Source organism: Streptomyces alboniger (genome assembly GCF_008704395.1).
Lineage (GTDB): Bacteria > Actinomycetota > Actinomycetes > Streptomycetales > Streptomycetaceae > Streptomyces > Streptomyces alboniger.
Genome location: NZ_CP023695.1, coordinates 4,286,330 through 4,304,178, shown reverse-complemented (window position 1 = coordinate 4,304,178; position 17,849 = coordinate 4,286,330). Strand labels below are relative to the sequence as shown.

Sequence of the window (17,849 nt, the reverse complement as noted above, 5' to 3'; positions counted from 1 at the left end):
GCGATGAGCTCACCCGACGGTCCTGTCGGCGCCGAGCGCAGCCTCGGCCAGCTGGTCGCCTCGGCGACCGGTGAGATGTCCGCGCTGGTGCACGACGAGATCGCACTGGCCAAGGCCCAGCTGCGCCAGGACGTCAAGCGCGGTGCGATCGGCGGTGGCGCGTTCGCCGCGGCCGGAGCGGTCCTCATCTTCTCGCTGCCCATGCTGAGCTTCGCGCTCGCGTACGGCATCCGTACCTGGAGCGGCTGGAACCTCGCGGTCTGCTTCCTGCTGTCCTTCGCCGCCAATGTGCTGGTGGCCGGTCTGCTGGCACTGATCGGCGTCGTCTTCGCCAAGAAGGCCAAGAAGGGCAAGGGCCCGCAGAAGGTCGCCGCTTCGGCCAAGGAGACGGCCGCCGTACTGGGGAACGTCAAGCCGCATCCCCGCCCGGTGAACCCCGCCGCCGCCCTTGACGTCCGAGTCGGTGAGACGGGGGCCACTGTGGCACGCTCGTCCTCATGACCGACCCCGCCCATCAGGACCAGGCCCCCACCGGCCCCGCGCAGCACGGCCCCAAGCACCACAGCTCCGCGCAGCTCGGCCCCACGCTGGGTGCCACCGCCCATTCGGCGCAACCGGCCTCGGCCGTACGCATCGAGGGGCCCTGGACCCACCGGGACGTGGCCGCCAACGGGGCGCGCTTCCACATCGCCGAGATGGGTGACGGGCCGCTGGTCCTGCTCCTGCACGGCTTCCCGCAGTTCTGGTGGACGTGGCGGCACCAGCTGGTGGCGCTCGCCGACGCGGGGTTCCGGGCGGTCGCGATGGACCTGCGGGGCGTGGGCGGCAGCGACCGCACCCCCCGCGGTTACGACCCGGCGAACCTCGCGCTCGACATCACCGGCGTCGTGCGCTCGCTCGGCGAGCCGGACGCCGCGCTCGTCGGGCACGACCTGGGCGGATATCTCGCGTGGACGGCGGCGGTGATGCGGCCCAAGCTGGTGCGCCGCCTCGCGGTCTCCTCGATGCCGCATCCGCGGCGCTGGCGCTCGGCGATGCTGTCCGACAGGAAGCAGACCGCCGCGGGGGCGTACGTGTGGGGCTTCCAGCGCCCGTGGCTGCCCGAGCGTCAACTGGTCGCCGACGAAGGCGCCCTGGTGGGGCGTCTGGTCCGGGACTGGTCCGGGCCCCGGCTGCCGGAGGACGAGGCGGTGGAGGCGTACCAGCGGGCGATGTGCATCCCCTCGACGGCGCACTGCGCGATCGAGCCGTACCGCTGGATGGTGCGTTCGATGGCGCGGCCCGACGGCATCCAGTTCAACCGCCGCATGAAGCGGCCGGTGCGGGTGCCGACGCTGCATCTGCACGGGTCGCTGGATCCGGTGATGCGTACGAGGAGCGCGGCGGGGTCCGGTGAGTACGTCGAAGCGCCCTACCGCTGGCGGCTGTTCGACGGCCTCGGGCACTTCCCGCACGAGGAGGACCCGGTGGCGTTCTCCACGGAGCTGGTGAACTGGCTGAAGGACCCCGAGCCGGACCGCTGAGCCCCCCCAGCCGACGGCACGGCCAACGGCAGGGGAACAGTTGTCCTACGAACGCCAATTGCCCGGCGCATAGGCCAATTGGGGCCCTTGGGCGCGGTTACCGACCATGAGGCCCGGGCAAACGTCGGGGTATGGGCTGGACGCACGACTACAGTGACGTAGCACGCAATCGCCGCTCGGCCGCAGCGCTGAACAGCCGCGAGAGGGGCGGGCCGCAGGATCCGGGCCGTCACGGCCCCCCTCAAGGCATGGGCATCCCCCGCATTCTCCGCCGCAGGGCCCGCTGGGTCTCCGCGCGGCTTCGGCATACGCGCGACTGACCCAGCCCTCCCTCTTCCTCTCGCTCGCTAGAGCGCGCAGCCCTGGCTGTCGACCTCCTGGTTGGCGGTGCGGCCTCGCTCGATGTCCTCGCGCACCTCGTCCACCGTCAGTGCGTAGCCGGTGTCCGGGTCGTCGAGGGACTTGGCGAAGACCACGCCGTAGACCTTGCCGTCGGGGGTGAGCAGCGGGCCGCCGGAGTTGCCCTGGCGCACGGTCGCGTAGAGCGAGTAGACGTCACGGTGCACGGTGCCGCGGTGGTAGATGTCCGGGCCCTTGGCCGTGATGCGGCCGCGCACGCGCGCGGGGCGGACGTCGTACGGCCCGTCCTCGGGGAAGCCCGCGACGATGGCGCCGACGCCGCTCGCCGCGTCCTTCGACGTGAACTTCAACGGCGGTGCCTTCAGCGTGGGCACGTCCAGTACGGCGATGTCCCGCTCCCAGTCGTAGAGGACGACCTTCGCGTCGTACGTCTGGTTCTGATCGCCTATCTGGACCGTCGGGTCGTCCACGCCGCCGACCACGTGGGCGTTCGTCATCACGCGGCGGTCGGCGAATACGAAGCCGGTGCCTTCGAGGACCTTGCCGCAGCTGCGGGCCTCGCCACGGACCTTCACGATGGAGCGCTTGGCGGTCGTGGCGACCTCGCTCCTGGCGAGCTTGGGGTCGGGAGGCTGGACCTCCGTGATGGGCTCGTTCGAGAACGGGCTGAAGACCTGCGGGAAGCCGTTCTGCGCGAGGACCGAGGAGAAGTCGTTGAACCACGTGTCGGCCTGGTTCGGCAGGGCGCGCGAGACGCCGAGAAGCACCTTGGAGTTGCGCACTTCCTTGCCGACCGTCGGCAGCGTCGTCCCCGCGAGGGCGGAGCCGATCAGCCAGGCGACGAGGAGCATCGCCACCACGTTCACCAGCGCGCCGCCCGTCGCGTCCAGGGCGCGGGCGGGCTGCCACGTGATGTATCTGCGCAGCTTGTTGCCCAGGTGGGTGGTGAAGGCCTGGCCGATCGAGGCACAGACGATCACGATGACGACGGCGACCACCGCCACGGTCGTACTCACCGCGGCCGCTTCGTCGTCCGTCAGGGCGTCCCAGATGACCGGCAGGAGATAGACGGCGACGAGCCCGCCGCCGAGAAACCCGATCACCGAGAGGATGCCGACCACGAAGCCCTGGCGGTAGCCCACGATCGCGAACCAGACCGCGGCGAGCAGCAACAGGATGTCCAGCACGTTCACCGATTCAATCCTCGCCTCGCATCGCGGTCGCCACGTCCCCGCAACCTTGTCATGCGCGCCAGTCGAGCGGGACCTGCCTGCCGCGGTCCCAGGGGCGCTCCCAACCCGCGAAGTGCAAAATTCTATCGATCACTCCGGCGGTAAAACCCCAGACCAGAGCGGACTCGACGAGGAACGCGGGGCCCTTGTGGCCGTGCGGGTGGACCGCTGTCGCCCTGTTCGCCGGGTCCGTGAGATCGGCCACGGGGACCGTGAAGACCCGCGCTGTCTCGTTCAGATCGACGGCGCCGACGGGGCTCGGGACGCGCCACCAGCCGAGCACGGGCGTCACGACGAAGTCGCTCACCGGGATGAACAGGCGCGGCAGCACGCCGAAGAGCTGGACGCCCCGGGGGTCGAGGCCCGTCTCCTCCTCGGCCTCGCGCAGGGCGGCGCGCAACGGGCCGTCCGTCCGCGGGTCGCCGTCCTCGGGGTCGAGGGAACCGCCGGGGAAGGAGGGCTGCCCCGCGTGGGAGCGGAGGGAGCCGGCGCGCTCCATCAGGAGCAGCTCGGGGCCGCGCTCGCCCTCTCCGAAGAGAACGAGCACCGCGGACTGCCGCCCGGCGCCGCTCTCCGGGGGCAGGAAGCGGCTCAACTGGAGCGGCTCGATGGTCTCGGCGGCGCGGGCGACGGGGGTCAGCCAAGAAGGAAGGCCGTCGGTGCTGAGGAGGCTCGCGGGGTCGGTCCTTCCGGCCCCACCGGTCCCGCCGGCCGTGTCTGTCCCGCCAGTCGTGTCGGTCCTGTCGGCCGTGTTGTTCGCGTGTGTCATCGGCACCCCCGTCCGTCTCTGGACAACGCTCTTTGCCCCTGGGTTCGTTCCACCTGGCGCGGTGTCACCCCGCGGCCAGCGGCGGCGCGGGCTTTCCCGGGTAGTCCGCCGGGGGCTTGAGCCGCTGGCCCGGGAAGCCGCCCATCTCGTACTTCAGGAGCTTCTTCGCCTTCTCCGGGTCGGTCTCGCCCTCCCCGTACGCCGGACAGAGCGGGGCGATGGGGCAGGCGCCGCAGGCGGGCTTGCGGGAGTGGCAGATGCGGCGGCCGTGGAAGATCACGCGGTGCGAGAGCATCGTCCACTCGCTCTTCGGGAAGAGCAAGGCGACGGCCGTCTCGACCTTCTCCGGGTCCGTCTCCTCGGTCCACTTCCAGCGGCGGACCAGGCGGCCGAAGTGGGTGTCCACAGTGATCCCGGGGACGCCGAAAGCATTGCCGAGCACAACGAACGCGGTCTTGCGGCCCACCCCGGGCAGCTTGACCAGGTCGTCGAGGCGGCCGGGCACCTCGCCTCCGAAGTCGTCCCTCAGCACCTTCGCCAAGCCCATGATCGACTTCGTCTTGGCGCGGAAGAACCCGGTGGGCCTGATCAGCTCCTCGACCTCCTCGGGGACGGCCGCGGCCAGGTCCTCCGGGGTGGGGTACTTGGCGAACAGGCGCGGGGTCGTCTGGTTCACCCGCAGGTCGGTGGTCTGTGCGGAGAGGACCGTGGCGACCAGAAGCTCGAAGGGGTTCTCGAAGTCCAGCTCGGGGTGGGCGTACGAATACACCTCGGCCAGCTCGCGGTTGATCCGCCGGGCACGGCGGACGAGGGCGGTGCGGGACTCCTGCGGGGAGATGACGGGCGGCTTGATCGCAGGGGCCGCCGACTTCTTCGCGGGGCCGGACCGGCCGGACTTCTTTGCGGGCGTGGAGGCGGACTGTTGCACGGCGGGCTCGGAGTTCCTCGTGGTGGACGCGGGACGGCGCTCGGGGGAAGCGGGGGCCCGCTCGGGGGAAGCGGGGGTCCTCGGAGCGGAAGCGGATTTCTTCGCTACGGAGCCGGTCTTCCCCGCGGACGGCGTAGTACGCGCCTGCTCGGCAGCCGACGCGGACGCCACACGCGCCCCGCCTGTCTGATTTGTCGCATTACCCGACTCCCCGGACGCGTGTTCGCCCACAGCGGAATCACGGGGTGCGGCCACCTTCTCAGCCCCCTTGGCCTGTGCTCTCACCGGCTTTTTGGACACCCGGCCAGCCTAGAGGCCGACACTGACATCCGTCCTTGCCGTCATGGATCGGCCCCCAATTGGCCCCCTCCCGCACAGCACGCCACGCCGGTGCGGCAGACTTGTGACTGATCACACTGTTTGGACCGTCCGGCAAACTGGGGAACACGGTCCCCTAATGCAGGTCGACAAGGAGAGAACTCGTGGACGACGTTCTGCGGCGCGCCCCGCTCTTCGCGGCGCTCGATGACGAGCAGGCCGCGGAGCTCCGCGCCTCCATGAGTGAGGTGACGCTCGCGCGCGGGGATGCGCTTTTCCATGAGGGCGACCCCGGAGACCGCCTGTACGTGGTCACCGAGGGCAAGGTGAAGCTCCACCGCACCTCGCCCGACGGCCGCGAGAACATGCTCGCGGTGCTCGGCCCCGGCGAGCTGATCGGTGAGCTGTCGCTCTTCGACCCGGGTCCGCGGACGGCCACGGCCTCCGCCCTCACCGAAGTGAAGCTGCTCGGCCTCGGCCACGGCGACCTCCAGCCGTGGCTGAACGCACGGCCCGAGGTGGCCGCCGCGCTGCTGCGCGCCGTCGCCCGGCGCCTGCGCAAGACCAACGACCAGATGTCCGACCTGGTCTTCTCCGACGTGCCGGGCCGCGTGGCCCGCGCGCTGCTCGATCTGTCGCGCCGCTTCGGCGTGCAGTCCGAGGAGGGCATCCACGTCGTGCACGACCTCACGCAGGAGGAGCTGGCCCAGCTGGTCGGCGCCTCCCGCGAGACGGTCAACAAGGCGCTGGCCGACTTCGCCGGGCGTGGCTGGCTGCGCCTGGAGGCGCGTGCGGTGATCCTGCTGGACGTGGAGCGGCTCGCCAAGCGGTCGCGCTGACGCCGAGTCCGTGACGCCGAGTCCGTACGTGGATGGGCCCCGCCTCTCAGGAGGCGGGGCCCATCGGCGTAGGAGGCCCGGTCAGATCAGGCCGTGTTCCCGCAAGTACTCCAGCTGGGCCCGGACCGACAGCTCCGCGGCGGGCCACAGGGAGCGGTCCACGTCCGCGTACACGTGCGCGACGACATCCGCGGCCTCGGTGTGGCCGTTCTCCACGGCCGTCTCGACCTGGGCCAGCCGGTTGGCCCGGTGCGCGAGGTAGAACTCGACGGCTCCCTGGGCGTCGTCGAGCACCGGCCCGTGGCCCGGCAGGACCGTGTGTACGCCGTCGTCGACCGCCAGGGACCGCAGGCGGCGCAGGGAGTCGAGGTAGTCCCCCAGACGGCCGTCCGGGTGCGCCACGACCGTCGTACCGCGGCCGAGGACCGTGTCGCCCGTCAGGACCGCCCGGTCGGCGGGGAGATGGAAGCAGAGCGAGTCCGCGGTGTGGCCGGGGGTGGCCACCACGCGCAGCTCCAGGCCGCCCGTGGTGATCACGTCCCCGGGGGCGAGGCCCTCGTCGCCGAGGCGCAGGGCGGGGTCGAGGGCCCGTACGTGAGTCCGTGTCAGCTCGGCGAAGCGGCCGGCGCCCTCCGCGTGGTCGGGGTGACCGTGGGTCAGGAGGGTCAGGGCGACGCGCTTGCCCATCTTCTCGGCGGTTTCGACGACGTGGCTCAGATGGGCGTCGTCGAGCGGCCCGGGGTCGATGACCACCGCGAGGGGTGAGCCCGGCTCCGAGACGATCCAGGTGTTGGTGCCGTCCAGCGTCATGGCGGAGGGGTTGGGCGCGAGGACGTTGACCGCGCGGTCGGTGGCGGGACCACTGAGGACTCCGCCCCGGGGCTGGCCCGGGAGGGCGGCGGCTTCTGTCATGCGGAGGTGACTCCCGTCGGGTTCGGGGGGTGCGGGGGGTTCGTGCGGGCGCGGCCCGGCGTCACCTCGCGCCGCCCGGTGCGATCCGTTTGGTGAACTCGTCGTGGCCGGGCCAGGACAGCACCAGTTCGTCGTCCACCAGCCGCGCCTCGGCCAGCACCGGAGTCATGTCCTGCGCCGAAGCCCCGGCGAGCGCCTCCGAAGGCGTGCCGTACCCGCTCAGGGCGCGCAGCGTCGCGATCGTCGGCGGCATCATCAGCAGTTCGCCCGCGTCGTAGCGGGCAGCCGCGTCCGACGGGCGGATCCAGACGGTGCGGTCCGCCTCCGTGGAGGCGTTGCGCGTGCGCTGCCCCTCCGGAAGCGCGGCCACGAAGAAGAACGTGTCGTAGCGCCTGGGCTCGAACTCCGGGGTGATCCAGCGGGCCCAGGCACCGAGCAGGTCACTGCGCAGGATCAGACCCCTGCGGTCCAGGAAGTCCGCGAAGGACAGGTCACGGGCCACCAGTGCCTCGCGGTCCGCCTCCCAGTCCTCGCCCGTGGTGTCACCGACGACGGTCTCCGGAGTGGGCCCGGCGAGCAGCACGCCCGCCTCCTCGTACGTCTCACGGACCGCCGCGCAGACGATCGCCTGGGCCGCGGCCTCGTCATCGACGCCCAGCCGGGCGGCCCACCACGCACGCGTGGGCCCCGCCCAGCGCACCAGGTGGTCGTCGTCGCGCGGGTCGACGCCCCCGCCCGGATACGCGTACGCGCCCCCGGCGAAAGCCATGGAGGCGCGTCTGCGCAGCATGTGTACTTCAGGCGCGCCGATCGCGCCGTTCACCGCCCCGTCCCGCCCGTCCCTGAGCAGCATGACGGTCGCGGCGCGGCGCGGGGTCGCCGGAATCAGCTCACCGCTCGCGAGGGCGCGGATGCGGTCGGGCCACTCCGGGGGATACCACTGCCCATTTGCCATGGGCGGAGGCTATCCCCAAGTGAGCTGATGTTCGAGAGACGGCCGTCACGCCCTACGGGGCCGTCAGCTCCACCTGGAACTCGACCTCGACCGGCGCGTCCAGCGGCAGCACGGCCACGCCCACGGCGCTGCGCGCGTGCACGCCCTTGTCGCCGAGCACCTCGCCGAGCAGCTCGCTCGCGCCGTTGATCACGCCGGGCTGGCCCGTGAAGTCCTGGGCGGAGGCCACGAAGCCGACGACCTTCACGACGCGCGCGATGCGGTCGAGGTCACCGGCGACCGACTTCACCGCGGCCAGTCCGTTCAGCGCGCAGGTACGGGCCAGGTCCTTGGCCTCCTCCGGGGTGACCTCGGCGCCGACCTTGCCGGTCACGGCGAGCTTGCCCTCCACCATCGGGAGCTGGCCCGCGGTGTAGACGTACACACCGGACTGGACGGCCGGCTGGTACGAGGCCAGCGGCGGCACGACCTCCGGCAGCGTCAGGCCCAGCTCGGCCAGGCGCGCCTCGACGGCCCCGCTCATGCCTGCTTCTCGCGCTTCAGGTAGGCCACCAGCTGCTCGGGGTTGTTGGGCCCGGGCACGACCTGGACCAGCTCCCAGCCGTCCTCGCCCCAGGTGTCCAGAATCTGCTTCGTGGCATGGACGAGCAGAGGCACGGTTGCGTATTCCCACTTGGTCATATGGCCGACTGTAGTCGGTGTCGGGGGATGCTCAGGGTGGGCATCAGGGAACGCTCAGGGTGGGGTCCTGCGTAGGCCGGGCGCGTACTGGTTAGGCTCAAGGTGTGAGCAGGCTCCAGGTCGTCAGTGGCAAGGGCGGTACCGGCAAGACCACGGTGGCCGCGGCCCTCGCGCTCGCCCTCGCGACGGAGGGCAAACGCACCCTCCTCGTCGAGGTCGAGGGCAGGCAGGGCATCGCGCAGCTCTTCGAGACGGAGGCGCTGCCTTATGAGGAGCGGAAGATCGCCGTCGCTCCCGGGGGCGGGGAGGTGTACGCCCTCGCCATCGACCCCGAGCTGGCACTGCTCGACTACCTCCAGATGTTCTACAAGCTGGGGGGAGCCGGCCGGGCCCTGAAGAAGCTCGGCGCCATCGACTTCGCGACCACCATCGCGCCGGGCCTGCGGGACGTCCTGCTGACCGGCAAGGCCTGCGAGGCGGTGCGCAGGAAGGACAAGAGCGGGCGGTACGCGTACGACTGCGTCGTGATGGACGCCCCGCCGACCGGCCGCATCACCCGCTTCTTGAACGTGAACGACGAGGTGGCGGGCCTCGCGAAGATAGGGCCCATACACAATCAGGCGCAGGCCGTGATGCGGGTGCTCAAGTCGCCCGAGACGTCCGTGCATCTGGTGACCCTGCTGGAGGAGATGCCCGTCCAGGAGACCGCGGACGGGATCGCCGAGCTGCGGGCCGCGCGGCTGCCCGTGGGGCGCGTCATCGTGAACATGGTGCGTTCCGCCCTGCTCGACGAGGCCGAGCTGGAGCTGGGCCTGGAGCGGGCGCCCCGTACGGCCATCGCCAAGTCGCTGTCCGCCGCCGGCCTCGGCGGCGCCCGGCGCGGGGGCAGCGCCGAGCGGCTGGTAGACCCGCTCCTGGAGCAGGCCGCGGAGTACGCCGAGCGGTACGCCCTGGAGCGCGACCAGCGGTCCGTGCTCGCGGAGTTCGGCCAGCCCCTGCACGAACTCCCGCTGCTCGCGGGCGGGATGGACCTCGCGGGCCTCTACGAGCTCGCCACGGCACTGCGGAAGCAAGGGATCGCATGACCCCGGAACCGGCACGGACCTCGGACTCGGCACGGCCCCTGGACGCGTCCCGCGCGCTGGACGTCGACGCCCTGATCGACGACCGGCGGACCCGCATCGTGGTGTGCTGCGGCTCCGGGGGCGTCGGCAAGACGACCACCGCGGCCGCCATCGGGCTGCGCGCGGCCGAGCGGGGCCGCAAGGTCGTCGTCCTCACCATCGACCCGGCGCGCAGGCTCGCCCAGTCCATGGGCATCGACCGGCTCGACAACGTCCCGCGGCGGGTCAAGGAGGTCGAGGGCGACGGCGAGCTGCACGCCATGATGCTCGACATGAAGCGCACGTTCGACGAGATCGTCGAGGCGCACGCGGACAAGGAGCGGGCCGCCGCGATCCTCGGCAACCCCTTCTACCAGTCGCTCTCGGCGGGCTTCGCGGGCACGCAGGAGTACATGGCGATGGAGAAGCTGGGGCAGCTGCGCTCCCGCGACGAGTGGGACCTGATCGTCGTAGACACGCCGCCCTCGCGCTCGGCGCTGGACTTCCTGGACGCCCCCAAGCGCCTCGGCTCCTTCCTGGACGGGAAGTTGATCCGGCTGCTTATGGCGCCGGCGAAGGTGGGCGGCCGGGCCGGGATGAAGTTCCTGAACGTCGGCATGTCGATGATGACGGGGGCGCTGGGCAAGCTGCTCGGCGGGCCGCTGCTGCGTGACGTACAGACGTTCGTGGCGGCGATGGACACCATGTTCGGCGGGTTCCGTACGCGGGCGGATGCCACGTACCGGCTGTTGCAGGCGCCCGGCACGGCGTTCCTCGTGGTGGCGTCACCGGAGCGGGACGCGCTGCGGGAGGCCGCGTACTTCGTGGAGCGCCTGGCCGCCGACGACATGCCGCTGGCCGGTCTGGTGCTGAACCGCGTGCACGGCAGTGGCGCCGCTCAGTTGTCGGCCGAGCGGGCGCTGTCCGCCGCGGAAAATCTTGAGGAGAGCGGCATTGTGGATCAGGAGGGCGGGAAGGTTGGAGGTCGTAACTCCTCCGATAATCCCGCGACTTCGAGTCCCGCGCCCCCCGAGACCTCAGAACTTCCCGAGCCCACGGCCGACCCGTCCGCCGACACACTGCCTGATGCCGACGCATCGGCCGAAGCCGGCCCCTCGGCTGAAGCAGACCCGTCCGCTGAAGCCGCCCTGTCCGCTGATGCCGACCCGTCCGTCGAGCGGCTGACCGCGGGGTTGCTGCGGCTGCACGCCGAGCGCATGCAGCTGCTCGCGCGTGAACAGCGCACGCGAGACAGGTTCACCGCGCTCCACCCGGAGGTGGCCGTGGCCGAAGTTGCCGCGCTGCCGGGCGATGTGCACGACCTCGCGGGGCTCCGGGCCATCGGGGACCGGCTGGCAGGCTGACGCCGCGCCGACCGCGTACCCCTACGCATACCGCTTCTACGCATACCGTTTCGGTGGCGGGGCTAGCCCACCGCCGCGTAGCTCTCGTACGTCTCCTCGTCCTCCAAGTCCACGGGCAGCAGGCCCGCGCCGCGCTCGTACTCGGAACGCGCGGTCTCCAGGAGCCTGCGCCATGAGGTGACGGTGGGACGCCTGCGCAGCAGTGCGCGGCGCTCACGCTCCGTCATGCCACCCCACACGCCGAACTCGACGCGGTTGTCGAGCGCGTCGGCCAGGCACTCGGTCCGCACCGGGCATCCGGTGCACACCGCCTTGGCCCTGTTCTGCGCTGCTCCTTGAACGAACAGTTCATCTGGATCGGTAGTGCGGCAGGCCGCCTGCGCACTCCAGTCGGTTACCCAGCCCATACCGGCGCCGTCCTCTCCCGAATCGAGGCTCCCCCACGGCGGCAGCGGCATATTCACCGCCGCCAGTTGAGGACGTTACGGAAGGTGGGCACAGCGCAACACCCCCTTCGGGCCCAATCTTGAATGGCCCGAACGGACTATGCGTAAGCGGCAGATCACCCGACGGAGTGAGCTGGCGACATGCGTGAGGAACCCGGCAAAGCGGGACGTTTCAGTTGAGTCACAACGGACGCCCGGCGCCACATAAGGCTAATTCGGACATGAATCCGTCGGATTCGGGAGCGACGGAGGGTTTGTTGCTGCACCCCACAGCTGTGACAGTTGAGAGCAGCTTAGGCCAAGGCATTAAGGCCTGTCCGGAGAATCAGAACGTAGGCTGCCCTCATGGGAAAGAAGCGCTCGGGTGGTGGTCTGTCACCGGCTCAGCAGGCCGCGAAGTTCCTAGGGGTCAGCGTACTGGCGGGTGCCGTGCTGGCCGGGATCGCGCTGCCCGCGGCCGGCGCGCTGGGTCTGGCGGCCAAGGGGTCGGTCGAGGGGTTCGACGAGATCCCCGCCAATCTGAAGCAGCCGCCGCTCAGCCAGCGCACCAGCATCCTGGACAACAAGGGCGGTCAGATCGCCACGGTCTACTCGCGTGACCGCACGGTCGTCCCGCTCAAGGACATCTCGCCGTACATGCAGAAGGCGATCGTCGCGATCGAGGACGCCCGCTTCTACGAGCACGGCGCGGTCGACCTCAAGGGCATCCTGCGCGCGCTCAACCAGAACGCGCAGAGCGGCGGCGTCTCGCAGGGCGCGTCGACGCTCACGCAGCAGTACGTGAAGAACGTCTTCGTCGAGGAGGCGGGCGACGACCCGACGAAGGTCGCCGAGGCCACGCAGCAGACCCTCGGCCGCAAGATCCGCGAGCTGAAGTACGCGATTCAGGTCGAGGACAAGCTGGGCAAGAAGCGCATCCTCAAGAACTACCTGAACATCACCTACTTCGGTCAGCAGGCCTACGGCATCGAGGCCGCCTCCCAGCGCTACTTCTCCAAGCCCGCCAAGGAGCTGAAGCTCCAGGAGGCCGCCCTCCTCGCCGGCATCGTGCAGTCGCCGAGCCGGTACGACCCGGTCAACGACGCGACGGAGGCCACCCAGCGGCGCAACGTCGTACTCCAGCGCATGGCCGACACGCACGACATCTCGCAGCAGGAGGCGGACGAGGCCAAGAAGACGGACCTCGGCCTGAAGGTGAGCCGGCCGAAGAACGGCTGCATCACCGCGGTCAGCGGCGCCGGCTTCTTCTGTGACTACGTACGCGAGGTCTTCCTCAACGACCCGGTCTTCGGCAAGACGAAGGAAGAGCGGGCCAAGGTCTGGAACCGCGGCGGCCTGAAGGTCCGTACGACGCTCGACCCGCAGGCGCAGGACTCGGTGCAGGCGTCGATCAAGGACCACGTGAACAAGACGGACGACGTGGCGACCGCCGCCACCCTCGTCGAGCCGGGCACGGGCAAGATCCTCGGCATGGGCCAGTCGCGGCCGTACGGCTTCCGCAAGGACGAGACCACGATCAACCTCTCCGTGGACGACTCCATGGGCGGCGGCGCGGGCTACCAGCCCGGTTCGACGTTCAAGCCGATCGTCGCGGCGGCCGCCCTGGAGGGCGGCAAGTCGGCCGGGCAGAAGTATTCGTCCCCGTACGAGATGCCGTATCCGGACCGCGTCTCGGCCTGTGACGGCAAGACCTGGGTGAACACCAACAACGAGAAGCTGACCAACGAGAACGAGTCCGAGGTCGGCCCGTACGGCATGCGGGAAGCGACCGCGAAGTCGGTCAACACCTACTACGTGCAGCTGATCGGCGACGTCGGCATCTGCCCGGTGACGAAGCTGGCCGCCAAGATGGGCGTCGAGCGGGCCGACGGCAAGGAGATGGCCCAGGCGCCGTCGATCGCGCTCGGCACGCAGGAGATGTCGCCGCTGACGATGGCGAGCGCGTACGCGACGTTCGCCTCGCGCGGCACGTACTGCTCCCCGGTCGCCATCGATTCGATCACCACGCTCGCGGGCAAGTCACTGCCGGTGCCGAAGTCGACGTGCTCGCGCGCGATGTCGGAGAAGACCGCGGACACGATCAACACCCTTCTGAAGGGCGTGGTCGAGGACGGTACGGGTCAGAAGGCGGGCCTCGGCTCCCGGCCGAGCGCGGGCAAGACCGGTACGACGGACTTCCGGTACGCCGCCTGGTTCGTCGGCTACACCCCGAACATGTCGGGCGCGGTCTGGGTCGGCGACCCGCAGCACAAGCGTCAGATGGTCAAGATCACCATCGGCGGCGTCCCGTACGACAAGGTCTTCGGCGGCGAGGTGCCGGGTCCGATCTGGCGCGACGCGATGAGCGGCGCCCTGGCGGGCAAGCCGGCGCCCGGCTTCAACTCCGTGCACCTCCCCGGCGGAGGGAAGGGCCACGACCGGAGCGACGAGGGTGACGGGAGCGACGGCGGCGGGGACGACGACAGCGACGGTGGTGGCGGCAGTGACGGCGGCGGCCATCACGATGACGACAAGCCGGGCGGCCCCGGGGGTGGCGGCGGTGACGGTGGCGGTGGCAACCCGTGGCCGGACATCTCCATCCCGCCGGACATGCTGGGCGGCCTCGGCAACGGCGGGGGCCACGGCAACGGTGGCGGGAACGGCGGCGGGAACGGCGGGGGCTGGGGCCGGTAGTCCCGTCTCGGCACGCGCGTGAGGGCGCCCCCTGGCTTCAGGGGGCGCCCTCATCGTCGTACGAAGGGGGTACTTGATCGTCGTACGAAGGGGGTACTTGCGGCTCGCGAGGCCTCAGCCCGCGAGGAGCCTCAGCCCGCGAGGAGCTTCTTGACCGTGGCGGCGACGCGGCCGCCCTCGGCCAGACCCGCGACCTTGGGGTTCACGATCTTCATGACCTGGCCCATGGCGCGCGGGCCCTCGGCGCCGGCGGCCCTGGCCTCCTCGACGGCCTGGGTGACGATCTCCCGCAGCTCGTCGTCGGAGAGCTGCTTCGGGAGGTACTCGGCGAGGATCTCGCCCTCCGCCTTCTCCTTCTCCGCCTGCTCGGTGCGCCCGGCCTGACCGAAGGCCTCGGCGGCCTCACGGCGCTTCTTCGCCTCGCGGGCGATCACCTTCTGCACGTCGTCGTCGGAGAGTTCGCGCGCCTCCGTGCCCGCGACCTCCTCCTTCGTGATGGCGGTGAGGGTCAGCCGGAGCGTCGAGGAGCGCAGCTCGTCACGCCCCCGGATCGCGGCGGTGAGGTCTTCCTGGAGCTTCGACTTGAGCGTGGTCATGGGTTGATTGTGGCAGGTGCGGCCGGTTTCCTGCCCACCGATTTACCCCGGAAGGCGGGGAGGTTGACCCCGAGGCCCCTCCCCTTCGCCGGGTCGGTCGGCCGCCCGCTTTGGCCTCGGCGCCCTCCCGATCCGGGCCGGACCGCGTCTGACACGATGGGAAGATGCGCGCGCGATACGCAGTACCCCTGGGCATCACGGCGACGGCCGCGGCCGGTCTCGCCTACTCGGTGGGCTTCGAAGCCCGTTCCTTCCGGCTGCGGCGGGTCACGGTGCCCGTGCTGCCGGCGGGGATGCGTCCCCTGCGGGTCCTCCAGGTCTCCGACATCCACATGGTGTCCGGGCAGCGCAAGAAGCAGCGGTGGCTGCGCTCGCTGGCGGGCCTGCGGCCCGACTTCGTGATCAACACGGGCGACAACCTGTCCGACCCCGAGGGCGTCCCGGAGACGCTGGACGCCCTCGGTCCGCTGATGGAGTTCCCCGGGGCGTACGTCTTCGGCTCGAACGACTACTACGGACCGAAGCCGCGCAACCCCGCGCGCTACCTTGTCGAGAAGGTCCAGGGCAAGCACGGCCTGAACGGCAACGCACCCGCCGTCGGCGTCATCCACAACCCCTGGGAAGGCCTGCGCGACGGCTTCGACGAGGCGGGCTGGGTAAACCTCACGAACACCCGCGGCTCCCTGAAGATCGAGGGCTACGAGATCGGCCTCACGGGCCTGGACGACCCGCACATCAAGCGCGACCGGTACGCGCGCGTGGCGGGCGGTCCGGAGGCCGGGCCCGACTTCTCGATGGGCGTCGTGCATGCCCCGTACCTGCGTTCCCTGGACGCCTTCACGGCCGACGGCTACCCGCTGATCCTCGCCGGCCACACCCATGGCGGACAGGTCTGCATCCCCTTCTACGGGGCTTTGGTCACCAACTGCGACCTCGACACGGACCGCGTGAAGGGCCTCTCGACGCACACGGCGGAGGGCCGGACGGCGTTCATGCACGTCTCGGCGGGCTGCGGCGCGAACCGCTATACGCCGATGCGGTTCGCGTGTCCGCCGGAGGCGACGTTGTTGACGTTGGTGCCGGGGGCGGCGAGGGTACCGGGGACGTCAGGGCGGGTGGCTTAAGCGGGGGTAGGCCGTTGAACGGGGGTAAGTCGTTGAGCGGGACGGTCATGAGCCGGGGCCGGGTCGTTGAGCGGGACGGTCATGAGCCGGGGCCGGGTCGTTAACCGGGACGGTCATGAGCCGGGGCCCCGCACAGCCCGCCCCCTTTAGGCCAATATGACCCCCTGCCCCCTACCGTGGGGGCATGATCGCTCCGACTCCTCCCCCGGGCACCTCAAGCGCTTCGGGCGTCCCCGTGGAGGCGGTCGTGCCACCCGTACGCCGCCCCCTCGTGGCCGTTCTCCGCATGCTGATCGCCCTCATCGCGGTGACCGGGATCGTGATCGACCTGGCCATCGGCAGCCCTCCGCGCGTCCTCAGCTACTTCACCGTCCAGAGCAACGCGCTGGTGGCGGTGGTTCTGGGCCTCTCCGCGTGGCGGGCGTGGCGGGGCCGCCGCCCTCTTCCGTCGTGGGTGACCGGCGGCACGCTGCTCTTCATCGCGATCACGGGCCTCGTCTACCACCTGGTCCTGGCGAACGCGTCGAGCGGCTTCTCGATGACAGAGGAAACGGCACCGCCATCCGGCTGGCACACCCTCTCCAACCAGCTCCTGCACACCGTGACGCCGATCGCCGTGGCCCTCGACTGGCTGCTGCTGACGAGGCCGGGCGGCCTGCGCCCGCGCCACGCGGCCCTGTGGCTGCTGTATCCCCTGGCGTACCTGGGCTTCGCCCTGACCCGGGGCGCCCTCCTGCCACCGGGCTCCCCGGCCCGCTACCCCTACCCGTTCCTGGACGTCGAGTCCCACGGCTATACGGGCGTCCTCGGCAACGCGCTCACCTTCGGCCTGGCCTTCTACGCACTGGCGCTGCTGACGGTGACCTTGGACCGCGTCCGCCCCTGGCCCCGGCCTCCCGAGAACCGGATTTCGCCTCAGGCCTCCGGTCCGCTAAAGTAATCGATGTCGCCACGGGCCTTGCAGCAATGCGGGTCGGTGGAGCAACGACATCGGGGTGTAGCGCAGCTTGGCAGCGCGCTTCGTTCGGGACGAAGAGGTCGTGGGTTCAAATCCCGCCACCCCGACAGTGAAGTACCAGGTCAGGGGCCTGATCCGCTTAGCGGGTCGGGCCCCTGACGGGTTTCTGTAGATCGTTTGGGAGAAATCTGGGAGAAGATCTTGGTCGGCTCCTCCCAGCGGCATCTGCTCTCTTCCCCTACGGTGAGGTGCCTAGCAGGGACCGCCGTATGCACGTTCGTGAATCGGCGGACCCGCAGGACCGGCGCGGTTGGGAACCGTGTCAACCAGGGGGGCCAGTGGAACCGAGAAGTGCAGCAGCAGTGGGAAGGGACTTCCCGTACACCGCGCGTACCACCTGCTATATCGAGGTTCATGAGGACGGCAGAGTCACTCATGGCGACGATCGGGCCGCGTACGAGCGCGCCGTCGCCGGAAAGTCGCGGCTGTTCGCCGTCTGGCCCGGCGAGTGGTCGAGCCACCTCTTCGTGATCGACGACCTCGACGAGTACGCCAAAGCTCATGGGATCAAGCACGACCAGAACCGGACCGGACTGGAGGAACACGTTCACGACGTGGAGTGGACCGAGGCAACGGGCCGCGACCTCAATCCCCGGAGTCCGTACATCAGCATCCGGCTCAACCTGACGTGCGGATGCGAGATCCGCGACTTGAGCACCTTCGCGAGCCAGATACGGGAGCAGCAGGGGTGGGCCATCGCGACCAGCGTTGGGTGGGGCAGCAGCAGTAGCCCCGAAGGCACGTCTTACTCCCTGCGCGTGCGACGGAAGAGTCTGGGCATCTGAACGCCTGCAGCAAGCGCAGCATCCTTCCCAAAAGCCGTCCACGCGCCTCAGCCCTACGGCAGGCTGAGCGCAAGGAGGGCACATATGGGACGGGCATCTCGAAAGAAGCGTGAGCAGCGTTCAGCAGGACAACGCAGGCAGGCACGGGTGGCTGCGCCACCGCCTACAGATCCGCGCGCCGAAGGCGAAGCCGCTCTGGAGCGGTTGATGCGCACGAACTCCC

19 protein-coding genes and 1 tRNA gene are annotated in these 17,849 nt (G+C 70.3%); 11 read left to right on the top strand and 9 right to left on the bottom strand.

Annotation, left to right across the window (positions count from 1 at the left end):
* The first annotated feature begins 3 nt into the window (after positions 1-3).
* The 3 genes from CP975_RS19225 to CP975_RS35860 all read left to right on the top strand — a co-directional run bounded on the left by CP975_RS19225 (position 4) and on the right by CP975_RS35860 (position 1,843).
* Positions 4-501 carry a phage holin family protein gene (locus CP975_RS19225; protein WP_055536329.1) on the top strand — a complete coding sequence of 166 codons (498 nt, stop codon included), beginning with the start codon at positions 4-6 and terminating at the stop codon, positions 499-501.
* On the top strand, positions 498-1,523 hold the full coding sequence (locus CP975_RS19220; protein WP_246201560.1) for an alpha/beta fold hydrolase: 1,026 nt from the start codon (positions 498-500) through the stop codon (positions 1,521-1,523). Before CP975_RS19225 ends, CP975_RS19220 begins: the two co-directional genes overlap by 4 nt.
* A 131-nt stretch (positions 1,524-1,654) precedes the next feature.
* Positions 1,655-1,843, top strand: a complete 189-nt coding sequence (locus tag CP975_RS35860) for a hypothetical protein (RefSeq protein WP_078594055.1) — start codon at positions 1,655-1,657, stop codon at positions 1,841-1,843.
* Between the two features lie 27 nt (positions 1,844-1,870).
* Here CP975_RS35860 and CP975_RS19210 read toward each other — a convergent pair whose 3' ends face one another.
* The 3 genes from CP975_RS19210 to nth all read right to left on the bottom strand — a co-directional run bounded on the left by CP975_RS19210 (position 1,871) and on the right by nth (position 5,112).
* Positions 1,871-3,076: a MarP family serine protease gene (locus CP975_RS19210; RefSeq protein ID WP_055536328.1), complete on the bottom strand. Its 1,206-nt coding sequence runs from the start codon at positions 3,074-3,076 to the stop codon at positions 1,871-1,873.
* A gap of 49 nt (positions 3,077-3,125) precedes the next feature.
* Entirely contained in the window at positions 3,126-3,884 is a 759-nt protein-coding gene (locus tag CP975_RS19205) for an NUDIX hydrolase (protein ID WP_055536327.1), read from the bottom strand.
* Between the two features lie 64 nt (positions 3,885-3,948).
* Positions 3,949-5,112, bottom strand: coding sequence for an endonuclease III (gene nth, locus CP975_RS19200; RefSeq protein ID WP_425474260.1), 1,164 nt, complete (start codon positions 5,110-5,112; stop codon positions 3,949-3,951).
* Between the two features lie 182 nt (positions 5,113-5,294).
* Here nth and CP975_RS19195 point away from each other — a divergent pair, with 182 nt between their 5' ends.
* Positions 5,295-5,969, top strand: coding sequence for a Crp/Fnr family transcriptional regulator (locus CP975_RS19195; RefSeq protein WP_016642758.1), 675 nt, complete (start codon positions 5,295-5,297; stop codon positions 5,967-5,969).
* An 81-nt stretch (positions 5,970-6,050) separates the two neighbouring features.
* On the opposite strand, the gene CP975_RS19190 is transcribed toward CP975_RS19195, so the two are convergent.
* The 4 genes from CP975_RS19190 to sp36 all read right to left on the bottom strand — a co-directional run bounded on the left by CP975_RS19190 (position 6,051) and on the right by sp36 (position 8,517).
* Positions 6,051-6,881, bottom strand: coding sequence for an MBL fold metallo-hydrolase (locus CP975_RS19190; protein ID WP_055536036.1), 831 nt, complete (start codon positions 6,879-6,881; stop codon positions 6,051-6,053).
* Between the two features lie 61 nt (positions 6,882-6,942).
* Positions 6,943-7,836: an NUDIX hydrolase gene (locus tag CP975_RS19185; RefSeq protein WP_055536037.1), complete on the bottom strand. Its 894-nt coding sequence runs from the start codon at positions 7,834-7,836 to the stop codon at positions 6,943-6,945.
* 52 nt (positions 7,837-7,888) lie between these two features.
* Positions 7,889-8,359 (bottom strand): RidA family protein, encoded by a 471-nt coding sequence (locus CP975_RS19180; RefSeq protein ID WP_030782088.1) that lies wholly within the window; start codon positions 8,357-8,359, stop codon positions 7,889-7,891.
* Complete coding sequence (gene sp36, locus CP975_RS19175; RefSeq protein ID WP_003975360.1) at positions 8,356-8,517, bottom strand: Sp36 family protein; 162 nt, start codon at positions 8,515-8,517, stop codon at positions 8,356-8,358. The genes CP975_RS19180 and sp36 overlap by 4 nt, the downstream gene beginning before the upstream one ends.
* 104 nt (positions 8,518-8,621) lie before the next feature.
* On the opposite strand from sp36, the gene bagA reads away from it, so the two are divergent.
* Positions 8,622-9,602 (top strand): ATPase BagA, encoded by a 981-nt coding sequence (gene bagA, locus CP975_RS19170; RefSeq protein WP_055536038.1) that lies wholly within the window; start codon positions 8,622-8,624, stop codon positions 9,600-9,602.
* Positions 9,599-10,984, top strand: coding sequence for an ATPase BagB (gene bagB / locus CP975_RS19165; protein WP_055536039.1), 1,386 nt, complete (start codon positions 9,599-9,601; stop codon positions 10,982-10,984). The genes bagA and bagB overlap by 4 nt, the downstream gene beginning before the upstream one ends.
* A gap of 62 nt (positions 10,985-11,046) precedes the next feature.
* Here the strand turns inward: bagB and CP975_RS35080 are convergent, their stop codons facing one another.
* Entirely contained in the window at positions 11,047-11,391 is a 345-nt protein-coding gene (locus CP975_RS35080; protein WP_030782081.1) for a WhiB family transcriptional regulator, read from the bottom strand.
* Between the two features lie 384 nt (positions 11,392-11,775).
* On the opposite strand from CP975_RS35080, the gene CP975_RS19150 reads away from it, so the two are divergent.
* Positions 11,776-14,103, top strand: coding sequence for a transglycosylase domain-containing protein (locus CP975_RS19150; protein ID WP_055536040.1), 2,328 nt, complete (start codon positions 11,776-11,778; stop codon positions 14,101-14,103).
* A 131-nt stretch (positions 14,104-14,234) separates the two neighbouring features.
* Here the strand turns inward: CP975_RS19150 and CP975_RS19145 are convergent, their stop codons facing one another.
* Positions 14,235-14,699, bottom strand: coding sequence for a GatB/YqeY domain-containing protein (locus tag CP975_RS19145; RefSeq protein ID WP_055536041.1), 465 nt, complete (start codon positions 14,697-14,699; stop codon positions 14,235-14,237).
* Between the two features lie 164 nt (positions 14,700-14,863).
* Here CP975_RS19145 and CP975_RS19140 point away from each other — a divergent pair, with 164 nt between their 5' ends.
* From CP975_RS19140 to CP975_RS19125, 4 genes are all read left to right on the top strand, one after another.
* Positions 14,864-15,823 carry a metallophosphoesterase gene (locus CP975_RS19140; RefSeq protein WP_150477154.1) on the top strand — a complete coding sequence of 320 codons (960 nt, stop codon included), beginning with the start codon at positions 14,864-14,866 and terminating at the stop codon, positions 15,821-15,823.
* A 184-nt stretch (positions 15,824-16,007) separates the two neighbouring features.
* Entirely contained in the window at positions 16,008-16,763 is a 756-nt protein-coding gene (locus tag CP975_RS19135) for a Pr6Pr family membrane protein (RefSeq protein ID WP_150477153.1), read from the top strand.
* Positions 16,764-16,814: 51 nt separating this feature from the next.
* Positions 16,815-16,888: transfer RNA gene (locus CP975_RS19130), tRNA-Pro, on the top strand.
* A 255-nt stretch (positions 16,889-17,143) separates the two neighbouring features.
* Positions 17,144-17,626 carry a hypothetical protein gene (locus CP975_RS19125; protein ID WP_246201558.1) on the top strand — a complete coding sequence of 161 codons (483 nt, stop codon included), beginning with the start codon at positions 17,144-17,146 and terminating at the stop codon, positions 17,624-17,626.
* The last annotated feature ends 223 nt before the right edge of the window (positions 17,627-17,849 follow it).

What these genes read in the sequence shown, in the direction of transcription:
- CP975_RS19225 (WP_055536329.1), top strand. Translation starts at nt 4, where the DNA reads ATGAGCTCACCCGACGGTCCTGTCGGCGCCGAGCGCAGCCTCGGCCAG.
- CP975_RS19220 (WP_246201560.1), top strand. Translation starts at nt 498, where the DNA reads ATGACCGACCCCGCCCATCAGGACCAGGCCCCCACCGGCCCCGCGCAG.
- CP975_RS35860 (WP_078594055.1), top strand. Translation starts at nt 1,655, where the DNA reads ATGGGCTGGACGCACGACTACAGTGACGTAGCACGCAATCGCCGCTCG.
- CP975_RS19205 (WP_055536327.1), bottom strand. Translation starts at nt 3,884, where the DNA reads ATGACACACGCGAACAACACGGCCGACAGGACCGACACGACTGGCGGG.
- CP975_RS19190 (WP_055536036.1), bottom strand. Translation starts at nt 6,881, where the DNA reads ATGACAGAAGCCGCCGCCCTCCCGGGCCAGCCCCGGGGCGGAGTCCTC.
- CP975_RS19185 (WP_055536037.1), bottom strand. Translation starts at nt 7,836, where the DNA reads ATGGCAAATGGGCAGTGGTATCCCCCGGAGTGGCCCGACCGCATCCGC.
- CP975_RS19180 (WP_030782088.1), bottom strand. Translation starts at nt 8,359, where the DNA reads ATGAGCGGGGCCGTCGAGGCGCGCCTGGCCGAGCTGGGCCTGACGCTG.
- sp36 (WP_003975360.1), bottom strand. Translation starts at nt 8,517, where the DNA reads ATGACCAAGTGGGAATACGCAACCGTGCCTCTGCTCGTCCATGCCACG.
- bagB (WP_055536039.1), top strand. Translation starts at nt 9,599, where the DNA reads ATGACCCCGGAACCGGCACGGACCTCGGACTCGGCACGGCCCCTGGAC.
- CP975_RS35080 (WP_030782081.1), bottom strand. Translation starts at nt 11,391, where the DNA reads ATGGGCTGGGTAACCGACTGGAGTGCGCAGGCGGCCTGCCGCACTACC.
- CP975_RS19150 (WP_055536040.1), top strand. Translation starts at nt 11,776, where the DNA reads ATGGGAAAGAAGCGCTCGGGTGGTGGTCTGTCACCGGCTCAGCAGGCC.
- CP975_RS19145 (WP_055536041.1), bottom strand. Translation starts at nt 14,699, where the DNA reads ATGACCACGCTCAAGTCGAAGCTCCAGGAAGACCTCACCGCCGCGATC.
- CP975_RS19140 (WP_150477154.1), top strand. Translation starts at nt 14,864, where the DNA reads ATGCGCGCGCGATACGCAGTACCCCTGGGCATCACGGCGACGGCCGCG.
- CP975_RS19135 (WP_150477153.1), top strand. Translation starts at nt 16,008, where the DNA reads ATGATCGCTCCGACTCCTCCCCCGGGCACCTCAAGCGCTTCGGGCGTC.